Source organism: Pseudomonas sp. NY15364, assembly GCF_048068235.1.
GTDB lineage: Bacteria > Pseudomonadota > Gammaproteobacteria > Pseudomonadales > Pseudomonadaceae > Aquipseudomonas > Aquipseudomonas mendocina_D.
In genome coordinates, this window is sequence record NZ_JBLUPX010000020.1 from 59,137 (window position 1) to 74,621 (window position 15,485).

Consider the following 15,485-nt stretch of genomic DNA (forward strand, 5'->3'; position numbering starts at 1 on the left):
ATCTGCGTTGTCATCGCTGCGTTAAAAACAGGCTCGTGCGCGAGTCCGATCAAAATGCTCATTTACAACTTGTAAAGTCGAGCGCGACTCCGACCGTTTTTCGCCTGTTTTTGCCTTGCGCTGACTGCCTCGGCTCGGGCTTCCTGCTTCGCTCTAACTCCTGCATCCATGCAGTCGTCGCCGACGTTTTTAAACAGCCTGCTGGAGGCGGCTATAAGCCGCGATTAGGCTAAGCTGGATTTTTAGAGCAATTACTCTAATGTGTCAAGCGAGGTGTCGCCTGTCCGGGCGAGACGTATCCCGGTCAGCGTGCATGTGGCTTGATCGGGGGCTAACGCGGCGGCTGTTTCGCCTGTACCTTTGCCACTTTTGAAGTCGAGATCGAGCTGCGTTATGGCGCCACCCAAGACCCGCGAGCGCATCGTTCAAGCCAGCCTGGAGCTGTTCAACGCCCAGGGCGAGCGCAACGTCACTACCAACCATATCGCCGCGCACCTGGGCATTTCGCCGGGTAACCTCTATTACCACTTCCGCAACAAGCAGATGATCATCGCCGAGCTGTTCGCCCAGTACGAAGCGCAGGTCGACAGCTTCCTGCGGCCACCCGAAGGGCGAGCGCTGACGGTGGCGGACAAGACCTTCTATCTGGAGGCGCTGCTGGCAGCGATGTGGCACTACCGCTTCCTGCATCGTGACCTGGAGCATCTGCTGGAATCCGACGTTGAGCTGGCCGGGCGTTACCGCACCTTCGCCCGCCGTTGCCTGGTGGGCGCGCAGTCGGTTTATCAGGGCTTCGTCGAGGCCGGCATCCTGTCGATGACTCCGGCACAGATCGAGGCGCTGACGCTCAACGCCTGGATCATCATGACCTCCTGGGTGCGCTTTCTCTGTACCGCTGGCGCCAGCCCGGACAACCTCAGCCAGGACATGCTGCGCCGCGGCATCTATCAGGTGCTGGCGCTGGAGGACGGTTACCTCACGCCTTCCGCGCGCGCGGCGGTCGAGGCGCTGTATGAGCGCCTGCATGTGCCGCTTGAGCAGGTGCTGGGGTGATTGCCTCACACGCACGGCATTCGTTGGAGGGGCTTTAGCCGCGAACTTCTCGCCGCTGAAGCGCCTCCCGCAATCCGCTGCGACTGCCGTGCCCGGTTGCAATCCGGAAAGGCCTTTGTCGCGTCTTCTCGGATTTCATCTGGGCTACGGTTCTTGCAGTCCTTGAGCGGCTTTAGCCGCGATTATCCGAGGCTTGCCAACCACTGCGGAATACGCCGTTCAAGGTAATAACCTGGCCGGCGCGGAGTACCCTCGACGAAGCCGACATGCCCGCCCTTGGCATGCAGCTCGAACTCGGTGCCGGGGGCCAGTTCGCTGGCGTCGGGTAGGCTGTGGCGGAAGATGAAGGGATCGTCCTCGGCCTGGATGATCAGCGTGCGCGTGCGAATGTCGCCCAGGTAGAAGCGGCTGGAGGCGCGCCGGTAGTAATCGTGGGCATCGGCGAAGCCGTGTAGCGGTGCGGTGATGCGCCCGTCGAAGTCCCAGAAGGTGCGCATGCCATCCAGCGGCCCGAGGCGCTCCAGCACCGACAGGCGTTCGCCCTGGCCACTCTCGGCGAACAGGCGCTGCTTGTTGCTGACGTAGGCGACCATCTCACGCATGAAATGCGCCTGGTACACCCGCGAGAAGCCCAGGCCGATGCGGTCGGCGCATTGATCCAGACGAAACGGCACCGAGACCGCCACTGCGCCTTGCAGTTGGCTCTGCTCGCCACTCTCCCCCAGATACTTGAGCAGCACGTTGCCGCCCAGGGAATAGCCGACTGCGTACAGCGGCGCCATCGGCCGTTGCGCGCGCAGGTGGGCCACAACCGATGCCAGATCCTCGCTGGCGCCGGAGTGATAGCCACGCGGCAACAGGTTGGGCTCGCCGGAGCAGCCGCGCCAGTTCAGCGCCACGCTGGCCCAGCCGCGCGCGGCCAGCGCCTGTTGCAGCCCCAGCACGTAGAGCGAGTTGGAGCTGCCGGTCAGGCCATGCAGCACCAGCACCAGCGGCGCATGGGCGTCATGCGGGCCGTGCCAGTCGAGGTCGAGAAAATCACCATCGTCCAGCCACAGCCGCTCACGCTGCCGTTCCAGTTGCGGCGGCTTGCGGCAGAAGGGGTTCCACAGCGTTTGCAGATGCGGGCCGGGGAGCCACCAGGCGGGTTGGAATGGTGTCATGGGTATGGTCTATCCAAAACGTAGCCTGGATGAAATCCAGGGGCAGCGCTCCCGGATTGCATCCGGGCTACGTTGGCACCTGCGACGAACTTCTTTGCCACAGCGCGTAATGCACCTGGCCGGTGTGCTTCTCGCGGTGCAGACGCCAGTTGCCGGGCAGACCCAGGCTCGAAGGCGCGGTTTCGCTTTCGGTGTAGATCCAGGCGTCATCGGCCAGCCAACCCTGCGTCTCCAGCAGTGTGCAGGCGTCCTGCAGCAGGCTCTTGTGGAAGGGCGGGTCGAGCAGGGCGATATCGAAGCGACGCGGCGCCGGACGCGCCAACAGTTGCAGGGCATCGCCCAGATGAATCTCGCCCGTGCTGCATTGCAGCGTCGCCAGGTGGCCGCGCAAGGCGCTCACCGAGGCCGGGTTGAGGTCGCAGGCCAGACCGCTGGCAGCACCACGCGACAGCGCTTCGAGCAGCAGTGCGCCGCTGCCGGCGAAGGGGTCGAGCACATGAGCACCCTCGACATAGGGCGCCAGCCAGTTGAACAGCGTCTCGCGCACCCGGTCCGGGGTCGGGCGCAGGCCCGGCCCGTCGGGGAAGGCGAAGCGCCGCGAACGCCACTCGCCACCGATGATGCGCAACTGACCCTGGCCGCCGTGAGCCTTGCCCGCTTCGGGTTTCTGCGGTGTGCGACTGCGCATCAGTGCGGCACCGTGCTGGGTAGCTCGGCCGGGCGCTCAGTGGGCGGTGGCAGTTCCTTCTGCGGCACCGTCGGGCCGGCGGTGACCACCACCAGTGCCTCGGGGTCGAGGTGTTTGGCCATCGCCGCCTTGACCTGCTCGGTGGTGAGGCTCTGCACGTCACGCATGAAGTCGTCCAGATAACTCAGTGGCAGGTCGTAGAAACCCATCGAGGCCAGTTGGCCGACGATGGCAGCGTTGCTCGCGGTGGACAGCGGGAAGCTGCCGGCCAGCTGACGCTTGGCATTATCCAGCTCCTGTTGGGTGGGGCCGTCACGCAGGTAGTCGGCGAGCAGTTGCTTGACCAGCGCCAGGGTGCCTTCGCTCAAGTCAGCTCGGGTCTGCAGGTTGATCATGAACGGGCCACGCGCCTGCATGGCGCTGAATCCGGAGTAGACGCCGTAGGTCAGGCCACGCTTCTCACGCACCTCGCTCATCAGGCGCGTGCCGAAACCGCCGCCGCCGAAGATCTGATTGCCCAGGTACAGCGCAGCATAGTCCGGGTCGCGACGATCAATGCCGAGCTGGGCGATCATCAGGTGGGTCTGGTTGGACGGGTACTCGATATGGCTGGCGCCCGGCTTGGGTGTTTGCGGCTGGGCGATCTGGGGCAGCGCCGGGCCGGGCGGCAGGGCGGCGGAGACCTGATTGGCGATGGCCTCGGCTTCGCTGCGCGACAGATCACCCACCAGCGCGATCACCGCATTGCCAGGCGTGTAGGCGCGGGCATGGAACGCCTGCAACTGCTGGCGGGTGATGGCCGGGATCGACTGCGCCGTGCCTTCGCTCGGGTGAGCGTAGGGGTGCTGGCCGTACAGGCGCTCGAACAATTCGAGGCTGGCCAGTTTGCCCGGGTTCTGTTTCTGGAACTCGAAGCCGGCCAGCAGCTGGTTCTTGATCCGCGCCAGCGAATCGGCGGGGAAGGTGGGTTTGCCCAGCACCTCGGCGAACAGCGCCAGTGCCGGTTCGCGTTGTTCGCGTGCGCTCAGGCTGCGCAGGCTGGCTACGGCCATGTCGCGGTAGGCGCCGTTGCCGAACTCGGCACCGAGGCTCTCGAAACCGGCGGCGATGGCGCCGACGTCCTTACCCGGCACACCTTCGTTGAGCATGGCATTGGTCAGGGTGGCCAGGCCGGGTACGCCGTCGTCCTGGCTGCTGCCGGCGGCGAAGGTCAGGCGCAGGTCGAACATTGGCAGTTCGCGGGCTTCGACGAACAGCACCTTGGCGCCTTGCGCGGTGCTCCAGGTCTGGATATCCAGCGTGCGGCGCGTTGGCGCCTTGCCGTCCAGTGCCGCCAGGGATTGCAGTTTGGCGGCATCGCCCGTGGGGGCCTTGTCAAAGAGGTTGGCGCAGGCGCTCAGCATCAGGGTGCTGGACAGGATCAGGCCGAGCAGGCCCAGGCGGCGGTGCTCAGGCTTCATGGGTGGGACTCCTCATTGCGGGACTCTTCGGGCAGTACGTGGGCGACGCTGAGGCGGTCACGCACGAAGAAGGTGCGGGCGGCCTGCTGGATGTCGGCCGGGGTGACGGCCTCCAGCTCGGCCAGCTCCTGGTCGATCAGTTGCCAGGACAGGCCGACGGTTTCCAGTTGACCGATGCTGGTGGCCTGGCTGGTGATCGAGTCGCGCTCGAACACCAGGCCGGCGATCACCTGGGCGCGTACGCGGGCCAGTTCGGCAGTGGACGGCGGGGCTTTTTTAAGTTCTTCCAGCTCGCGCCAGAGGCCGGCTTCGGCCTGCTCCAGGGTCTTGCCTTTCTGCACGTTGGGCGTGGCCGAGAGAACGAACAGGCTGTCGCCGCGGGTGAAGGCGTTGTACCAGGCGCTGGCGCCGGAAACGAGTTCTTCGCCGCGTTCCAGGCGGGTGGACAGGCGTGCGCTGTAGCCGCCGTCGAGCAGGGCGGCGGCCAGGCGCAGGGCATAGACCTGGCGCGGCGTTTCCGCGGTGGCCAGGCCCGGCACGTTGAAGCCCATGATCAGGCTCGGCAACTGCGTCTTGAGGTACAGCGTGGTGCGGCGTTCGCCCGGCGCGGCCAGCTCCAGCGGCAGTTTGGCGGTCGGCACGTCACCGCGCGGGATGTCGCCGAAGTAGCGCTGCACCTGGCTCTTGACCTCATCCACGCTGACGTCACCGACCACCACCAGGGTAGCGTTGTTTGGTGCGTACCACTTCTGGTGCCAGGCACGCAGGTCATCGATATGCATGCGGTCGAGGTCGGCCATCCAGCCGATGGTGGGGATGCTGTAACCGCTGGCCGGGTAAGCCATGGCCTTGAAGCGCTCGTAGGCCAGCGAAGACGGGCGGTCGTCGGTGCGCAGGCGGCGCTCTTCCTTGATGACTTCGATTTCCTTGGCGAACTCGTCGGCTGGGAGCTTCAGGCTGGCCAGGCGGTCGGCTTCCAGCTCCAGCGCCACGCCCAGGCGGTCGCTGGCCAGCACCTGGTAATAGGCGGTGTAGTCGTCGCTGGTAAAGGCGTTTTCCTCGGCGCCCAGCTCCCGCAGGATGCGCGAGGCTTCGCCGGGGCCGAGCTTGCCGCTGCCCTTGAACATCATGTGTTCCAGTGCGTGCGACAGGCCGGTGGAACCGGGCGTCTCGTAGCTGGAGCCGACCTTGTACCAAAGCTGGCTGACCACCACCGGCGCGCGGTGATCTTCGCGGACGATGACCTTGAGGCCATTGTCCAGTTTGAATTCGTGGGTGGGTTGAGCGGGAGAAGCGAAGGCCGCGAGTGGCACGCAGAGTGCGCCAAACAGCAGGCCGAGGGAACGGCGGGCAATGGCATTCATCGAAAGTCAGACCTGTCGGATAGCCTGGGCGGTCGTACCGCCGACGGGCGAAGAGGTGCTAGGATACCCCATCCTTTTCCGGGGCGGCGCGGCAAGGCTTTGCAGCCTGTTAGCGTCCGCTCCCCTGAGATGCAAGCGACCCATGTTTGGTTCCAATGACGACAAGAAGTCGCCGGCCGAGGCTGGCGCGCAGACTCCGCCTGTGACCGAAGAAAAGAAATCCCTGTTCAGTTGGTGGCGCAAGAAGCCCGCTGAGAACGCAGCTGAGCCGACTCAGCCCGCGCCCGTCGAGCAGCCCGAGTCTGCTCAACCACCTGCCGAGCCGTCGACATCTGAGAGCGCGCCCGAAGCCTTGCCGGCACTCGAGCCCGAAGTGGCTGAGGCCGAGCCTGCTCCAGTGCCACAGGCTGAGCCGCTGGTTGCCGAACCCTCGGTCGCCCCGCCTGTTATCGTTGAGCCGCCGCCCGTGCCTGAGCCGGTTGCCGAAGCCTTGCCCGAGGTTGTTGCGCCCGCTCCCGTCGCTGTGCCAGTCACTCAGGAAAAGCCGAGTTTCTTCGCCCGCCTCAAGCAAGGCCTGTCCAAGACCAGCGCCAGCCTTGGTGAGGGCATGGCCAGCCTGTTCCTCGGCAAGAAGGTCATCGACGATGACCTGCTCGATGATCTGGAAACCCGCCTGCTGACCGCCGACGTCGGCGTCGAGGCGACCACCGCGATCATCGGCAACTTGACCAAGCGAGTGGCACGCAAGGAGCTGGCAGACAGCGGTGCGCTGTACAAGGCGCTGCAGGAAGAGCTGGTGACCTTGCTCAAGCCGGTCGAGCAGTCGCTGGTCATCGACACTGCCAAACAGCCTTACGTGATTCTCGTCGTGGGCGTGAACGGCGTGGGCAAGACCACCACCATCGGCAAGCTGGCCAAGAAGCTGCAACTCGAAGGCAAGAAGGTCATGCTCGCTGCCGGCGATACCTTCCGTGCCGCTGCGGTGGAGCAGTTGCAGGTCTGGGGTGAGCGCAACAACATCGCGGTGATCGCCCAGCACACCGGCGCCGACTCGGCTTCGGTGATCTTCGATGCGGTGCAGGCGGCCAAGTCGCGCGGCATCGACGTGCTGATCGCTGACACCGCCGGGCGCCTGCACACCAAAGACAACCTGATGGAAGAGCTGAAGAAGGTGCGTCGGGTGATCGGCAAGCTGGACGACACCGCACCGCACGAAGTGCTGCTGGTGCTCGACGCCGGCACCGGCCAGAACGCCATCAATCAGGCCAAGCAATTCAATCAGACCGTGAACCTCACCGGCCTGGCGCTGACCAAACTCGACGGCACCGCCAAGGGCGGCGTCATCTTCGCCCTGGCCAAGCAGTTCGGCCTGCCGATTCGCTACATCGGCGTGGGCGAAGGCATCGATGACCTGCGGCCCTTCCAGGCGCAGGCTTTCGTTCAGGCACTCTTCGAGGAGCGCGAGCGGGCATGATCCGATTCGAGCAGGTCGCCAAGCGTTATCCTAATGGCCATGTCGGGCTGCACGAGCTGAGTTTTCGCGTTCGCCCCGGCGAATTTCTCTTCGTCACCGGTCACTCCGGTGCCGGCAAGAGCACGCTGCTGCGCCTGCTGCTGGCGATGGAACGGCCCACCAGCGGCAAGCTGCTGCTGGCCGGGCAGGATCTTTCCACCATCACCAACGCGCAGATTCCTTTCCTGCGTCGGCAGATCGGCGTGGTGTTCCAGAATCACCAACTGCTGTTCGACCGCACTGTCTACGACAACGTCGCCCTGCCGCTGCAGATTCTCGGCCTGTCCAAACCGGAAATCGGCAAACGCGTCGGCGCGGCGCTGGAGCGCGTCAGCCTCAGCGACAAGGCGGCGCAGTCGCCTGGCGATCTGTCCACCGGTCAGCAACAGCGCGTCGGTATCGCCCGTGCCATCGTTCACCGTCCCGCTCTGCTGCTGGCAGACGAGCCCACCGGTAACCTCGACCCGCGCCTGGCCGCCGAGATCATGGGGGTGTTCGAAGACATCAACCAGTTGGGTACCACGGTGCTGATCGCCAGCCACGACCTGGCGCTGATCGCGCGTATGCGCCAGCGCATGCTCACCCTGCAACGCGGTCGCCTGATCGGTGATGGGGAGGCTGCCTGATGAGCGCATCGAAGATGCCCACGCCGCAACCGGCCGAACGTGTCGGCGCGGCGCCGCGCAACAAGGTGGTCGATGGTCCGGCGGATGAGCCGGATTTTCGCACTCTGCTCAATGCCTGGCTGGAAAGCCACCGCGCCAGCCTGGTCGACAGCCTGCGCCGCCTGGCGCGCCAGCCCATTGGCAGTTTCTTCACCTGCCTGGTGATGGCCGTGGCGCTGAGCCTGCCCATGGGACTGTCGCTGCTGCTGGACAACGTCGAGAAGCTTGGTGGCTCCTGGCAGCGGGCGGCGCAGATTTCCCTGTTCCTCGATATGTCCGCCGGTGAGCGCGACGGCCAGGCGTTGCGCGAGCAGATCGCAGCGATGGATGATGTCTCCGATGCCGAGTGGATCAGCCGCGAGCAGGCGCTGGAAGAGTTCCAGCAGTTGTCGGGTCTGGGTCAGGCGCTGAAGGAGCTGCCGGAGAACCCGCTGCCGGGCGTGGTCCTGGTCACGCCCAAGGAAGTCGACAAGGCCAAGCTCGAAGCCCTGCGCCAGCGCCTGGCGGAGCTGCCCAAGGTGGAGCAGGCGCAGCTCGATCTGGTCTGGGTCGAGCGCCTGACCGCGATCCTCAAGCTGGGTGATCGCTTCGTCTTCGGCCTCAGTCTGCTGCTGATCCTGGCGCTGCTGCTGGTGATCGGTAATACCATCCGCCTGCACATCGAGAACCGCCGCGCCGAAATCGAGGTGATCAAGCTGGTAGGTGGAACCGATGGCTACGTGCGACGTCCCTTCCTTTATATGGGCGCGTTGTACGGCTTCGGTGCAGGTATCTTCGCCTGGCTGCTGCTGGCGTTCGGGCTGGATTGGCTGAACGATGCTGTAGTACGTTTGGCCGGCCTTTACGGTAGCGATTTCGCGCTGGGTGGCGTACCTTCTTCCGACGGTCTTTCGCTGCTGCTCGGCGCCGTGCTGTTGGGCTATATTGGTGCCTGGCTGGCGGTGGCGCGTCATCTGAACGAACTTGCACCCCGTTAGGGCGCTGTTCGGCGAGGCTGAACGCAAGCTGACAAGTCATTGTTTTGGTTGATATTGACTATCTATCAGGGAACTTATCCACAGGCCCCGCATCAGATAGCGCAGTGCTACACTGCATGAGTTTTGTGAATCGGAGGATTCGAATGTCCACTTCCTTGCAACCTGTTCATGCTCTGGTTCCAGGCGCCAACCTGGAAGCATACGTGCATGCCGTCAACAGCATCCCGCTGCTGACACCCGAGCAGGAGCGTGAACTGGCCGAAAATCTCTTTTACCAGCAGGATCTCGAGGCCGCCCGCCAGATGGTGTTGGCCCACCTGCGTTTCGTGGTGCATATCGCCCGCAGCTACTCCGGTTATGGTCTGGCCCAGGCCGACCTGATCCAGGAAGGCAACGTCGGCCTGATGAAGGCGGTCAAGCGCTTCAACCCGGAAATGGGCGTGCGCCTGGTGTCTTTCGCTGTGCACTGGATTCGCGCGGAAATCCACGAGTTCATTCTGAAGAACTGGCGCATCGTCAAAGTGGCCACCACCAAGGCCCAGCGCAAACTGTTCTTCAACCTGCGCAGCCAGAAGAAGCGTCTGGCTTGGCTGAACAACGATGAAGTGACCGCCGTGGCCGCCAGCCTGGGCGTCGAGCCGCACGAAGTGCGCGAGATGGAAAGTCGCCTGACCGGTCAGGACATGGCCTTCGACCCGGCAGCCGATGCCGACGACGACAGCGCCTTCCAGTCGCCCGCGCATTATCTGGAAGACCATCGCTACGACCCGGCTCGTCAGCTTGAGGATGCCGATTGGAGCGACAGTTCCAGCAGCAACCTGCACGAAGCGCTGGAAAGCCTGGACGAGCGCAGCCGCGACATCCTCTACCAGCGCTGGCTGGCCGAGGAAAAGGCGACGCTGCACGACCTGGCTGCCAAGTACAACGTGTCGGCCGAGCGTATTCGTCAGCTTGAAAAGAACGCGATGAACAAGCTCAAAGGCTGTATCGCCGCCTGAGTCTGCCGTTACCCCGAAAAGCCGCACCCTGGTGCGGCTTTTTTCTGTCTGGAGCAATTGCCTTGAACAAAGCCCCACTGAAAGCGCAGCACTGGCTGATATTCGCGCTCGTCGCCGCGCTGTTCTTCGCCTGGGGTGCCTGGCTGATGCGCAGTACCGAGGTTGAGCCGGTGGCCAATCTGCAGCAGTGGCGTGATGTGCTGTTGCAGCCGCTGGCCGAAGAGGAGTTGACGCTGCGTGATGTGCAGGCGTCAGCGCCGGGCGAGCTATGGCTGGAGCCGCGCCTCGACGGCGCACGGCTTGTCTATCGTGCGCCACTCGAAGGGGAGGAGGCTGAGTGGTCGCTCGAAGCCGAGCTGAAGTTGAGCGCGGAGCAGCGCGACAGTCTGATGACGGCGCAAGGCCTCAAGGCCGGTGATAGCGAGCAGGTCCTTGGTCAATCACTGGTCGATCAGATGGCCGGTTTTTCCATCGCCAGCCTCAATCTGAATGCCCCGCAAGCCCTGGCCAGCGAGCGCCTGGCCGCCAGTCTCGGGCAGCCGCGTCTGGCCTTGGGATTGGCCGACGGTCAGGCTTGGGTCTATCCGCAATGGGGTTTGACCGTGCACCTGCGCGGCGATGAGGTCGCGCTGCTGCATGCGGTGCCGCGCCAGGCTTTTCGCGCGACTCGCTAGCTAGCCTCGCCTACAGCCAGCGTGGCCACCAGTCGGGGCGCGCTGCCTTGAGCTGGTTGAGGTAGTGGCTGCCACCCAGCTGCGTCATCTGCTGACGAATCCAGGCGGCGCGGCGATTGACGTAGGCGTCCGGTCGGCCTGCACTCCAGCGCAGCGGGTTGGGTAGTACCGCTGCCAGCTGGCTGGCCTGCTGGCGATTGAGATAAGGCGCGCCGACACCGAAATGGTGTTGTGCCGCGGCTTCAGCGCCAAAGGTGCCATCGCCCCACTCGACGCTATTGAGGTACACCTCAAGGATGCGTTCTTTCGACCAGAGCACTTCGAGCAGCGCGGTGAACCAGGCTTCCAGCCCTTTGCGCAGCCAACTGCGCCCGGACCAGAGAAACAGGTTCTTCGCCACCTGCTGGCTGAGGGTGCTGGCGCCTCTTAGTGAGCCGCCGCTCTGGTTATGTGCCAGCGCCGCCTGAATCGCGCCGACATCGAACCCCCAGTGTTCGGCGAATTTCTGGTCTTCAGCGGCGATCACCGCCATCTTCAGGTGATCCGGGAGTTCTTTCCAGGGGCGCCACTGGCGCTTCAGTTCGATGGGCTGTTCGCTGCCCCAGGATTCGATCTTGCGCTCGATCATCAGCGCCGTACCGGGCGGCGGCACCCAGCGCAGAGCAAGCACCAGCAGTACGCTGGCCAGGATCAGCCAGAGCAGCAGTTTCAGCAGGCGGCGGGTCAGGGCTCGGAGCATGGGGTCTCGCAATGATCGGATGTTGCGCTATTAAAACAAAAAATCGCCGGGAGCGATTTTTGACGTCGCTTTGCGACGGCCCGAAGGGTTGACGCCAGGGATGGCGGGCAACAAAAAGTGCCGAGTCAGTTGCTGCGGAACCACAGAGTTGGGCGCAGGTGTGACAATAACAACCATTTCGTCTTCAGGCCCAATGGCTAAACTGCGCACAGGTCGATTTATTCAGGAGTTTCCATGGCCCGTCTCTGGCTACTGTTGTCCGCATTCACCGGTTTCACCGGTGTCGCTCTGGGCGCGTTCGCGGCCCATGGCCTGAAGCACAGGCTGACTCCCGAATATCTGGCGGTGTTTCAGACCGGAACGCATTACCAGCTGATTCACGCGCTGGCCCTGTTCGGCGTCGGCCTGCTGGCGATGCATGCGCCCGGACGGTTGGTGACCCTGGCTGGCGGCGCCTTCGCGCTGGGTATCCTGCTGTTCTCCGGCAGTCTGTATCTGCTGACCCTCAGCGGCGTCGGCAAGCTCGGTATCATCACGCCTTTCGGTGGCGTCGCCTTCCTCGTTGGCTGGCTGTGCCTGGGCCTGAGCGCCTGGAAGCTGACCTGACCCTGGCGTCAGAAATGAGGACGAATGGCGCCTTTTAGCCTTGGTCGTGGCCAGTTAACGGGCTAGAATGCCGGCCCTCTTTCCAGTTGTGACCGAGTCGTCATGCGTATCCAGTTGAATGGTGAACCCTTCGAACTGCCGGATAACCAGAGCGTCGCCGACCTGTTGGTTCGCCTCGATCTGACCGGACGCCGTGTGGCGGTCGAGCTCAATCAGGACATCGTTCCACGCAGCCAGCACGACAGCACCCAGCTCGCCGAAGGCGACCAGGTGGAAGTGGTGCACGCCATCGGCGGCGGTTGACCCCTCGAGGAGTATTCCATGAGCCAAGTTCGCAGCGACAAGCCCTTCACCCTGGCCGGTCGTACGTTCCAGTCGCGCCTGCTGGTCGGTACCGGCAAGTACAAGGATATGGACGAGACCCGCGATGCCATCGCCGCTTCCGGCGCCGAGATCGTCACCGTGGCGGTGCGCCGCACCAACATCGGCCAGAATCCCGGTGAGCCGAACCTGCTCGACGTGATCAGCCCGGACAAGTACACCATCCTGCCCAATACCGCCGGCTGCTATGACGCTGTCGAGGCCGTGCGCACCTGCCGCCTGGCCCGCGAGCTGCTCGATGGTCACAATCTGGTCAAGCTGGAAGTGCTGGCCGACCAGAAAACCCTGTTCCCCAACGTCATCGAGACCATCAAGGCCGCCGAAGTGCTGGTCAAGGATGGCTTCGATGTGATGGTGTACACCAGCGACGATCCGATCATCGCTCGTCAATTGGCCGAGATCGGCTGCATCGCGGTGATGCCGCTGGCCGGCTTGATCGGCTCCGGCCTGGGCATCTGCAACCCGTACAACCTGCGCATCATCCTCGAGGAATCGAAGGTGCCGGTGCTGGTCGACGCCGGCGTGGGCACTGCCTCCGACGCCACCATCGCCATGGAGCTGGGCTGCGAGGCGGTGCTGATGAACAGCGCCATCGCCGAAGCGCAGAACCCGGTGCTGATGGCGCGCGCCATGCAGCATGCCGTCGAGGCCGGTCGCCTGGCCTACCTGGCCGGCCGTATGCCGAAGAAACTCTATGCCAGTGCGTCGTCGCCGCTGACTGGCCTGATCAACTAAGGATGACGATTGGCTGCGTGCCGGTCCGCCGGCGCGCCAGTCGTAACGCAATCTACAAGAGTCCAGCATGACCGATACCCAACAGCCCGAACTGACCGAAGACGGTCGCCAGCGCCGTACCATCAAGAGCTTCGTGATGCGTGCCGGGCGCATGACCGAAGGTCAGCAGCGTGGCATCGACAAGGGCTGGCCGCTGTTCGGCCTTGAGCTGGAAGACGGTCTGCGCGACTTCGACCAGGTGTTTGGTCGCAGTGCGCCGCGCACCTTCGAGATCGGCTTCGGCATGGGCCACTCCACCCTGGAGATGGCTGCTGCTGCGCCTGAACAGGATTTCATCGGTGTCGAGGTACACAAGCCTGGCGTGGGTGCGCTGCTCAACGGTGCGATGACGCAAAACCTCAGCAACCTGCGGGTCTACAGCTGTGATGCGCTGGAGGTGCTGCGTGACTGCGTGGCCGACGCCAGCCTCGATCGCGTGCTGCTGTTCTTCCCCGACCCCTGGCACAAGTCACGTCACCACAAGCGCCGTATCGTCCAGCCGGCTTTCGCCGAGCTGGTGCGCAGCAAACTGAAGGTCGGCGGCGTGTTGCACATGGCCACCGACTGGGAGAACTATGCTGAGCACATGCTTGAAGTGATGAACGCGGCGCCTGGCTACCGCAACCTGGCGGCCGATGGCACTTACGTGCCGCGCCCCGAAGAGCGCCCGGTGACCAAGTTCGAACGTCGTGGCGAGCGTCTTGGCCACGGTGTATGGGATCTGAAGTTTCAGCGTCAGGAGTGATTGCCGAGCGATCCTGTCCGTAGGGATCGCCCGTATATAGAACCGGCAGGATGCACGATTAGATCGGGATAAAGCGACGGCCAGGACGGCGCCTCACCTCAGAACCTGCTCACGATCTGCTGCGCGTCGGCGCTACTGCGTTAAAAACAAGCTCGGAATGCTCATGTACAAAAGTACACTCCGCTTCCTCGCTTGTTTTTGCCTTGTATCGCTCTAGCTCGCGAGACCGTGAGCAGGCTCTCAGAACACAACAACGATAAGTGCGCCTGCAAGGCGCGCAGACATTAGCGGCACCGCTTGCATGGCGCCGCGAGGAGAGCATTGTGTTGAGATCGGTTTCCATTCTTCTGCTGACTGCCCTGGCGTTTCAGGCCCAGGCCAAGGTCGATGCCAGCCAGGCCGCGCGTCTGGGTCAGGACCTGACACCACTGGGTGGCGAGCGGGCAGGTAATGCTGCCGGCACCATTCCCGCCTGGACGGGCGGCCTGGCGACTCCGCCAGCCGGCTACCAGCCCGGCATGCACCACCCGGACCCATACGCAGGCGACAAACTGCTGTATCGCGTCGACAGCCAGAACCTGGCGCAGTACGAACCGCAACTGCCGATCGGCCTCAAGACCCTGCTGCAGGAAAACCCCAGCTTCTACCTGCGGGTCTTCCCGACCCGCCGCAGCGCTGCTGCGCCGCAGCGTATCTATGACGCCACGCGTTTCAATGCACAGAATGCCGAGCTGATTTCCGGTGGCAATGGTGTGCAGGGCGCAGCTGCCGGCGTGCCGTTCCCTCTGCCGCAGACCGGCCAGGAGGCCATCTGGAACCACGTCATGCGTTACCGCGGCGACCAGATCAGCATGGCCACCAACCAGGCGGCGGTGCTCGCCAACGGTAGCTACAACCTGCTCAAGCTCGAGCGCGACATCTACTTCCTCTATGGCCGCGAAGGCGTTGCCCCGCAGGATCTGGACAACACCCTGTTCTATTACAAGTACAAGGTGGTAGCGCCGGCCAAGCTGGCCGGCTCGGCGCTGGTGGTGCAGGAGACCCTCGACCAGGTGCTGGCGATTCGCAAGGCCTGGCGCTTCAATCGTGGTGAGCGCCGTGTGCGCCGCCTGCCGATGCTTGCCTACGACACCCTGCAACCCGACACCAATGGCATGGCCACTGCCGACCAGGTTGACTCCTACAATGGCGCACCGGATCGCTACGAATGGCAGCTGCTAGGCAAGCGCGAGATGCTGGTGCCCTACAACAGCTATGCCGTGCACCAGAAGGGCATTCCCTACGCCGACATCCTGCAGGCCAAGCACATCAATCCGGAATTGCTGCGTTACGAGTTGCACCGCGTCTGGGTGGTGGAGGCGGACCTGCGCACCGGCTTCAGCCATCCGTATGGCAAGCGTCGTTTCTATCTCGACGAGGACAGCTGGCAGATCCTCGCGGTCGATCTGTATGACCGTAATGGCAACCTGATCGGCCTGCAGGAAGCTCACCCGATCAGCTACTACGACGTGCCGATGTTCGGCTCGACCCTGGAGACCATCTACGACCTCAAGGGCGGCCGCTACTTCGCCGACGGTTTGGATAACAACGAGAAGATGTACGACTTCAACGCCAGGTTGAGCCCGCGTGACTTCACCCCGCAGGCGCTGCGCCGCGAAGGTAATTGAGTCAGTCGTGTTGTTCGA

The 15,485-nt window shown here is 63.8% G+C and carries 16 protein-coding genes; 11 read left to right on the top strand and 5 right to left on the bottom strand.

All coding sequences use genetic code 11. The features are described from left to right. Positions 1–393: 393 nt before the first annotated feature. Positions 394–1,053, top strand: coding sequence for a TetR/AcrR family transcriptional regulator (locus tag ACNFCJ_RS16700; RefSeq protein ID WP_147811582.1), 660 nt, complete (start codon positions 394–396; stop codon positions 1,051–1,053). Positions 1,054–1,235: 182 nt separating this feature from the next. Here the strand turns inward: ACNFCJ_RS16700 and ACNFCJ_RS16705 are convergent, their stop codons facing one another. The 4 genes from ACNFCJ_RS16705 to ACNFCJ_RS16720 all read right to left on the bottom strand — a co-directional run bounded on the left by ACNFCJ_RS16705 (position 1,236) and on the right by ACNFCJ_RS16720 (position 5,728). Continuing rightward, complete coding sequence (locus tag ACNFCJ_RS16705; RefSeq protein ID WP_003464002.1) at positions 1,236–2,216, bottom strand: hydrolase; 981 nt, start codon at positions 2,214–2,216, stop codon at positions 1,236–1,238. Between the two features lie 67 nt (positions 2,217–2,283). Continuing rightward, positions 2,284–2,904, bottom strand: coding sequence for a 16S rRNA (guanine(966)-N(2))-methyltransferase RsmD (rsmD, locus tag ACNFCJ_RS16710; RefSeq protein ID WP_416772522.1), 621 nt, complete (start codon positions 2,902–2,904; stop codon positions 2,284–2,286). Then, positions 2,904–4,364: a M16 family metallopeptidase gene (locus ACNFCJ_RS16715; RefSeq protein WP_092378261.1), complete on the bottom strand. Its 1,461-nt coding sequence runs from the start codon at positions 4,362–4,364 to the stop codon at positions 2,904–2,906. Before ACNFCJ_RS16715 ends, rsmD begins: the two co-directional genes overlap by 1 nt. Then, positions 4,361–5,728 (bottom strand): M16 family metallopeptidase, encoded by a 1,368-nt coding sequence (locus tag ACNFCJ_RS16720; RefSeq protein ID WP_416772524.1) that lies wholly within the window; start codon positions 5,726–5,728, stop codon positions 4,361–4,363. The genes ACNFCJ_RS16715 and ACNFCJ_RS16720 overlap by 4 nt, the downstream gene beginning before the upstream one ends. A gap of 142 nt (positions 5,729–5,870) precedes the next feature. Here ACNFCJ_RS16720 and ftsY point away from each other — a divergent pair, with 142 nt between their 5' ends. The 5 genes from ftsY to ACNFCJ_RS16745 all read left to right on the top strand — a co-directional run bounded on the left by ftsY (position 5,871) and on the right by ACNFCJ_RS16745 (position 10,555). After that, positions 5,871–7,202 (top strand): signal recognition particle-docking protein FtsY, encoded by a 1,332-nt coding sequence (gene ftsY, locus ACNFCJ_RS16725; protein WP_416772525.1) that lies wholly within the window; start codon positions 5,871–5,873, stop codon positions 7,200–7,202. Further along, positions 7,199–7,867, top strand: a complete 669-nt coding sequence (ftsE, locus tag ACNFCJ_RS16730; RefSeq protein WP_017675858.1) for a cell division ATP-binding protein FtsE — start codon at positions 7,199–7,201, stop codon at positions 7,865–7,867. The genes ftsY and ftsE overlap by 4 nt, the downstream gene beginning before the upstream one ends. Beyond that, complete coding sequence (ftsX, locus tag ACNFCJ_RS16735; protein ID WP_416772526.1) at positions 7,867–8,883, top strand: permease-like cell division protein FtsX; 1,017 nt, start codon at positions 7,867–7,869, stop codon at positions 8,881–8,883. The genes ftsE and ftsX overlap by 1 nt, the downstream gene beginning before the upstream one ends. Positions 8,884–9,026: 143 nt before the next feature. Further along, positions 9,027–9,881 (top strand): RNA polymerase sigma factor RpoH, encoded by an 855-nt coding sequence (rpoH, locus tag ACNFCJ_RS16740; protein ID WP_017675856.1) that lies wholly within the window; start codon positions 9,027–9,029, stop codon positions 9,879–9,881. A 62-nt stretch (positions 9,882–9,943) separates the two neighbouring features. Further along, the gene (locus ACNFCJ_RS16745; RefSeq protein ID WP_416772529.1) at positions 9,944–10,555 is read left to right on the top strand and encodes a hypothetical protein; all 612 of its coding nucleotides are present in this window, start codon (positions 9,944–9,946) and stop codon (positions 10,553–10,555) included. A gap of 10 nt (positions 10,556–10,565) precedes the next feature. On the opposite strand, the gene mtgA is transcribed toward ACNFCJ_RS16745, so the two are convergent. Then, positions 10,566–11,294: a monofunctional biosynthetic peptidoglycan transglycosylase gene (mtgA, locus tag ACNFCJ_RS16750; RefSeq protein ID WP_416772530.1), complete on the bottom strand. Its 729-nt coding sequence runs from the start codon at positions 11,292–11,294 to the stop codon at positions 10,566–10,568. Between the two features lie 234 nt (positions 11,295–11,528). On the opposite strand from mtgA, the gene ACNFCJ_RS16755 reads away from it, so the two are divergent. From ACNFCJ_RS16755 to ACNFCJ_RS16775, 5 genes are all read left to right on the top strand, one after another. Then, the gene (locus ACNFCJ_RS16755) at positions 11,529–11,900 is read left to right on the top strand and encodes a DUF423 domain-containing protein (RefSeq protein WP_416772531.1); all 372 of its coding nucleotides are present in this window, start codon (positions 11,529–11,531) and stop codon (positions 11,898–11,900) included. 102 nt (positions 11,901–12,002) lie between these two features. Then, complete coding sequence (thiS, locus tag ACNFCJ_RS16760; protein WP_061240208.1) at positions 12,003–12,203, top strand: sulfur carrier protein ThiS; 201 nt, start codon at positions 12,003–12,005, stop codon at positions 12,201–12,203. Positions 12,204–12,221: 18 nt separating this feature from the next. Next, entirely contained in the window at positions 12,222–13,016 is a 795-nt protein-coding gene (locus tag ACNFCJ_RS16765; RefSeq protein ID WP_017363115.1) for a thiazole synthase, read from the top strand. A 67-nt stretch (positions 13,017–13,083) separates the two neighbouring features. Then, positions 13,084–13,800, top strand: a complete 717-nt coding sequence (trmB, locus tag ACNFCJ_RS16770) for a tRNA (guanosine(46)-N7)-methyltransferase TrmB (RefSeq protein ID WP_099525944.1) — start codon at positions 13,084–13,086, stop codon at positions 13,798–13,800. Positions 13,801–14,123: 323 nt separating this feature from the next. Further along, complete coding sequence (locus tag ACNFCJ_RS16775; RefSeq protein ID WP_416772532.1) at positions 14,124–15,467, top strand: DUF1329 domain-containing protein; 1,344 nt, start codon at positions 14,124–14,126, stop codon at positions 15,465–15,467. Positions 15,468–15,485: the final 18 nt, after the last annotated feature.

Coding starts and splice junctions, on each gene's coding strand:
- ftsX (WP_416772526.1), top strand. CDS start 7,867: ATGAGCGCATCGAAGATGCCCACGCCGCAACCGGCCGAACGTGTCGGC.
- thiS (WP_061240208.1), top strand. CDS start 12,003: ATGCGTATCCAGTTGAATGGTGAACCCTTCGAACTGCCGGATAACCAG.
- ACNFCJ_RS16755 (WP_416772531.1), top strand. CDS start 11,529: ATGGCCCGTCTCTGGCTACTGTTGTCCGCATTCACCGGTTTCACCGGT.
- ACNFCJ_RS16715 (WP_092378261.1), bottom strand. CDS start 4,364: ATGAAGCCTGAGCACCGCCGCCTGGGCCTGCTCGGCCTGATCCTGTCC.
- ftsY (WP_416772525.1), top strand. CDS start 5,871: ATGTTTGGTTCCAATGACGACAAGAAGTCGCCGGCCGAGGCTGGCGCG.
- rsmD (WP_416772522.1), bottom strand. CDS start 2,904: ATGCGCAGTCGCACACCGCAGAAACCCGAAGCGGGCAAGGCTCACGGC.
- ftsE (WP_017675858.1), top strand. CDS start 7,199: ATGATCCGATTCGAGCAGGTCGCCAAGCGTTATCCTAATGGCCATGTC.
- ACNFCJ_RS16765 (WP_017363115.1), top strand. CDS start 12,222: ATGAGCCAAGTTCGCAGCGACAAGCCCTTCACCCTGGCCGGTCGTACG.
- ACNFCJ_RS16705 (WP_003464002.1), bottom strand. CDS start 2,216: ATGACACCATTCCAACCCGCCTGGTGGCTCCCCGGCCCGCATCTGCAA.
- ACNFCJ_RS16720 (WP_416772524.1), bottom strand. CDS start 5,728: ATGAATGCCATTGCCCGCCGTTCCCTCGGCCTGCTGTTTGGCGCACTC.
- ACNFCJ_RS16700 (WP_147811582.1), top strand. CDS start 394: ATGGCGCCACCCAAGACCCGCGAGCGCATCGTTCAAGCCAGCCTGGAG.
- rpoH (WP_017675856.1), top strand. CDS start 9,027: ATGTCCACTTCCTTGCAACCTGTTCATGCTCTGGTTCCAGGCGCCAAC.
- mtgA (WP_416772530.1), bottom strand. CDS start 11,294: ATGCTCCGAGCCCTGACCCGCCGCCTGCTGAAACTGCTGCTCTGGCTG.
- trmB (WP_099525944.1), top strand. CDS start 13,084: ATGACCGATACCCAACAGCCCGAACTGACCGAAGACGGTCGCCAGCGC.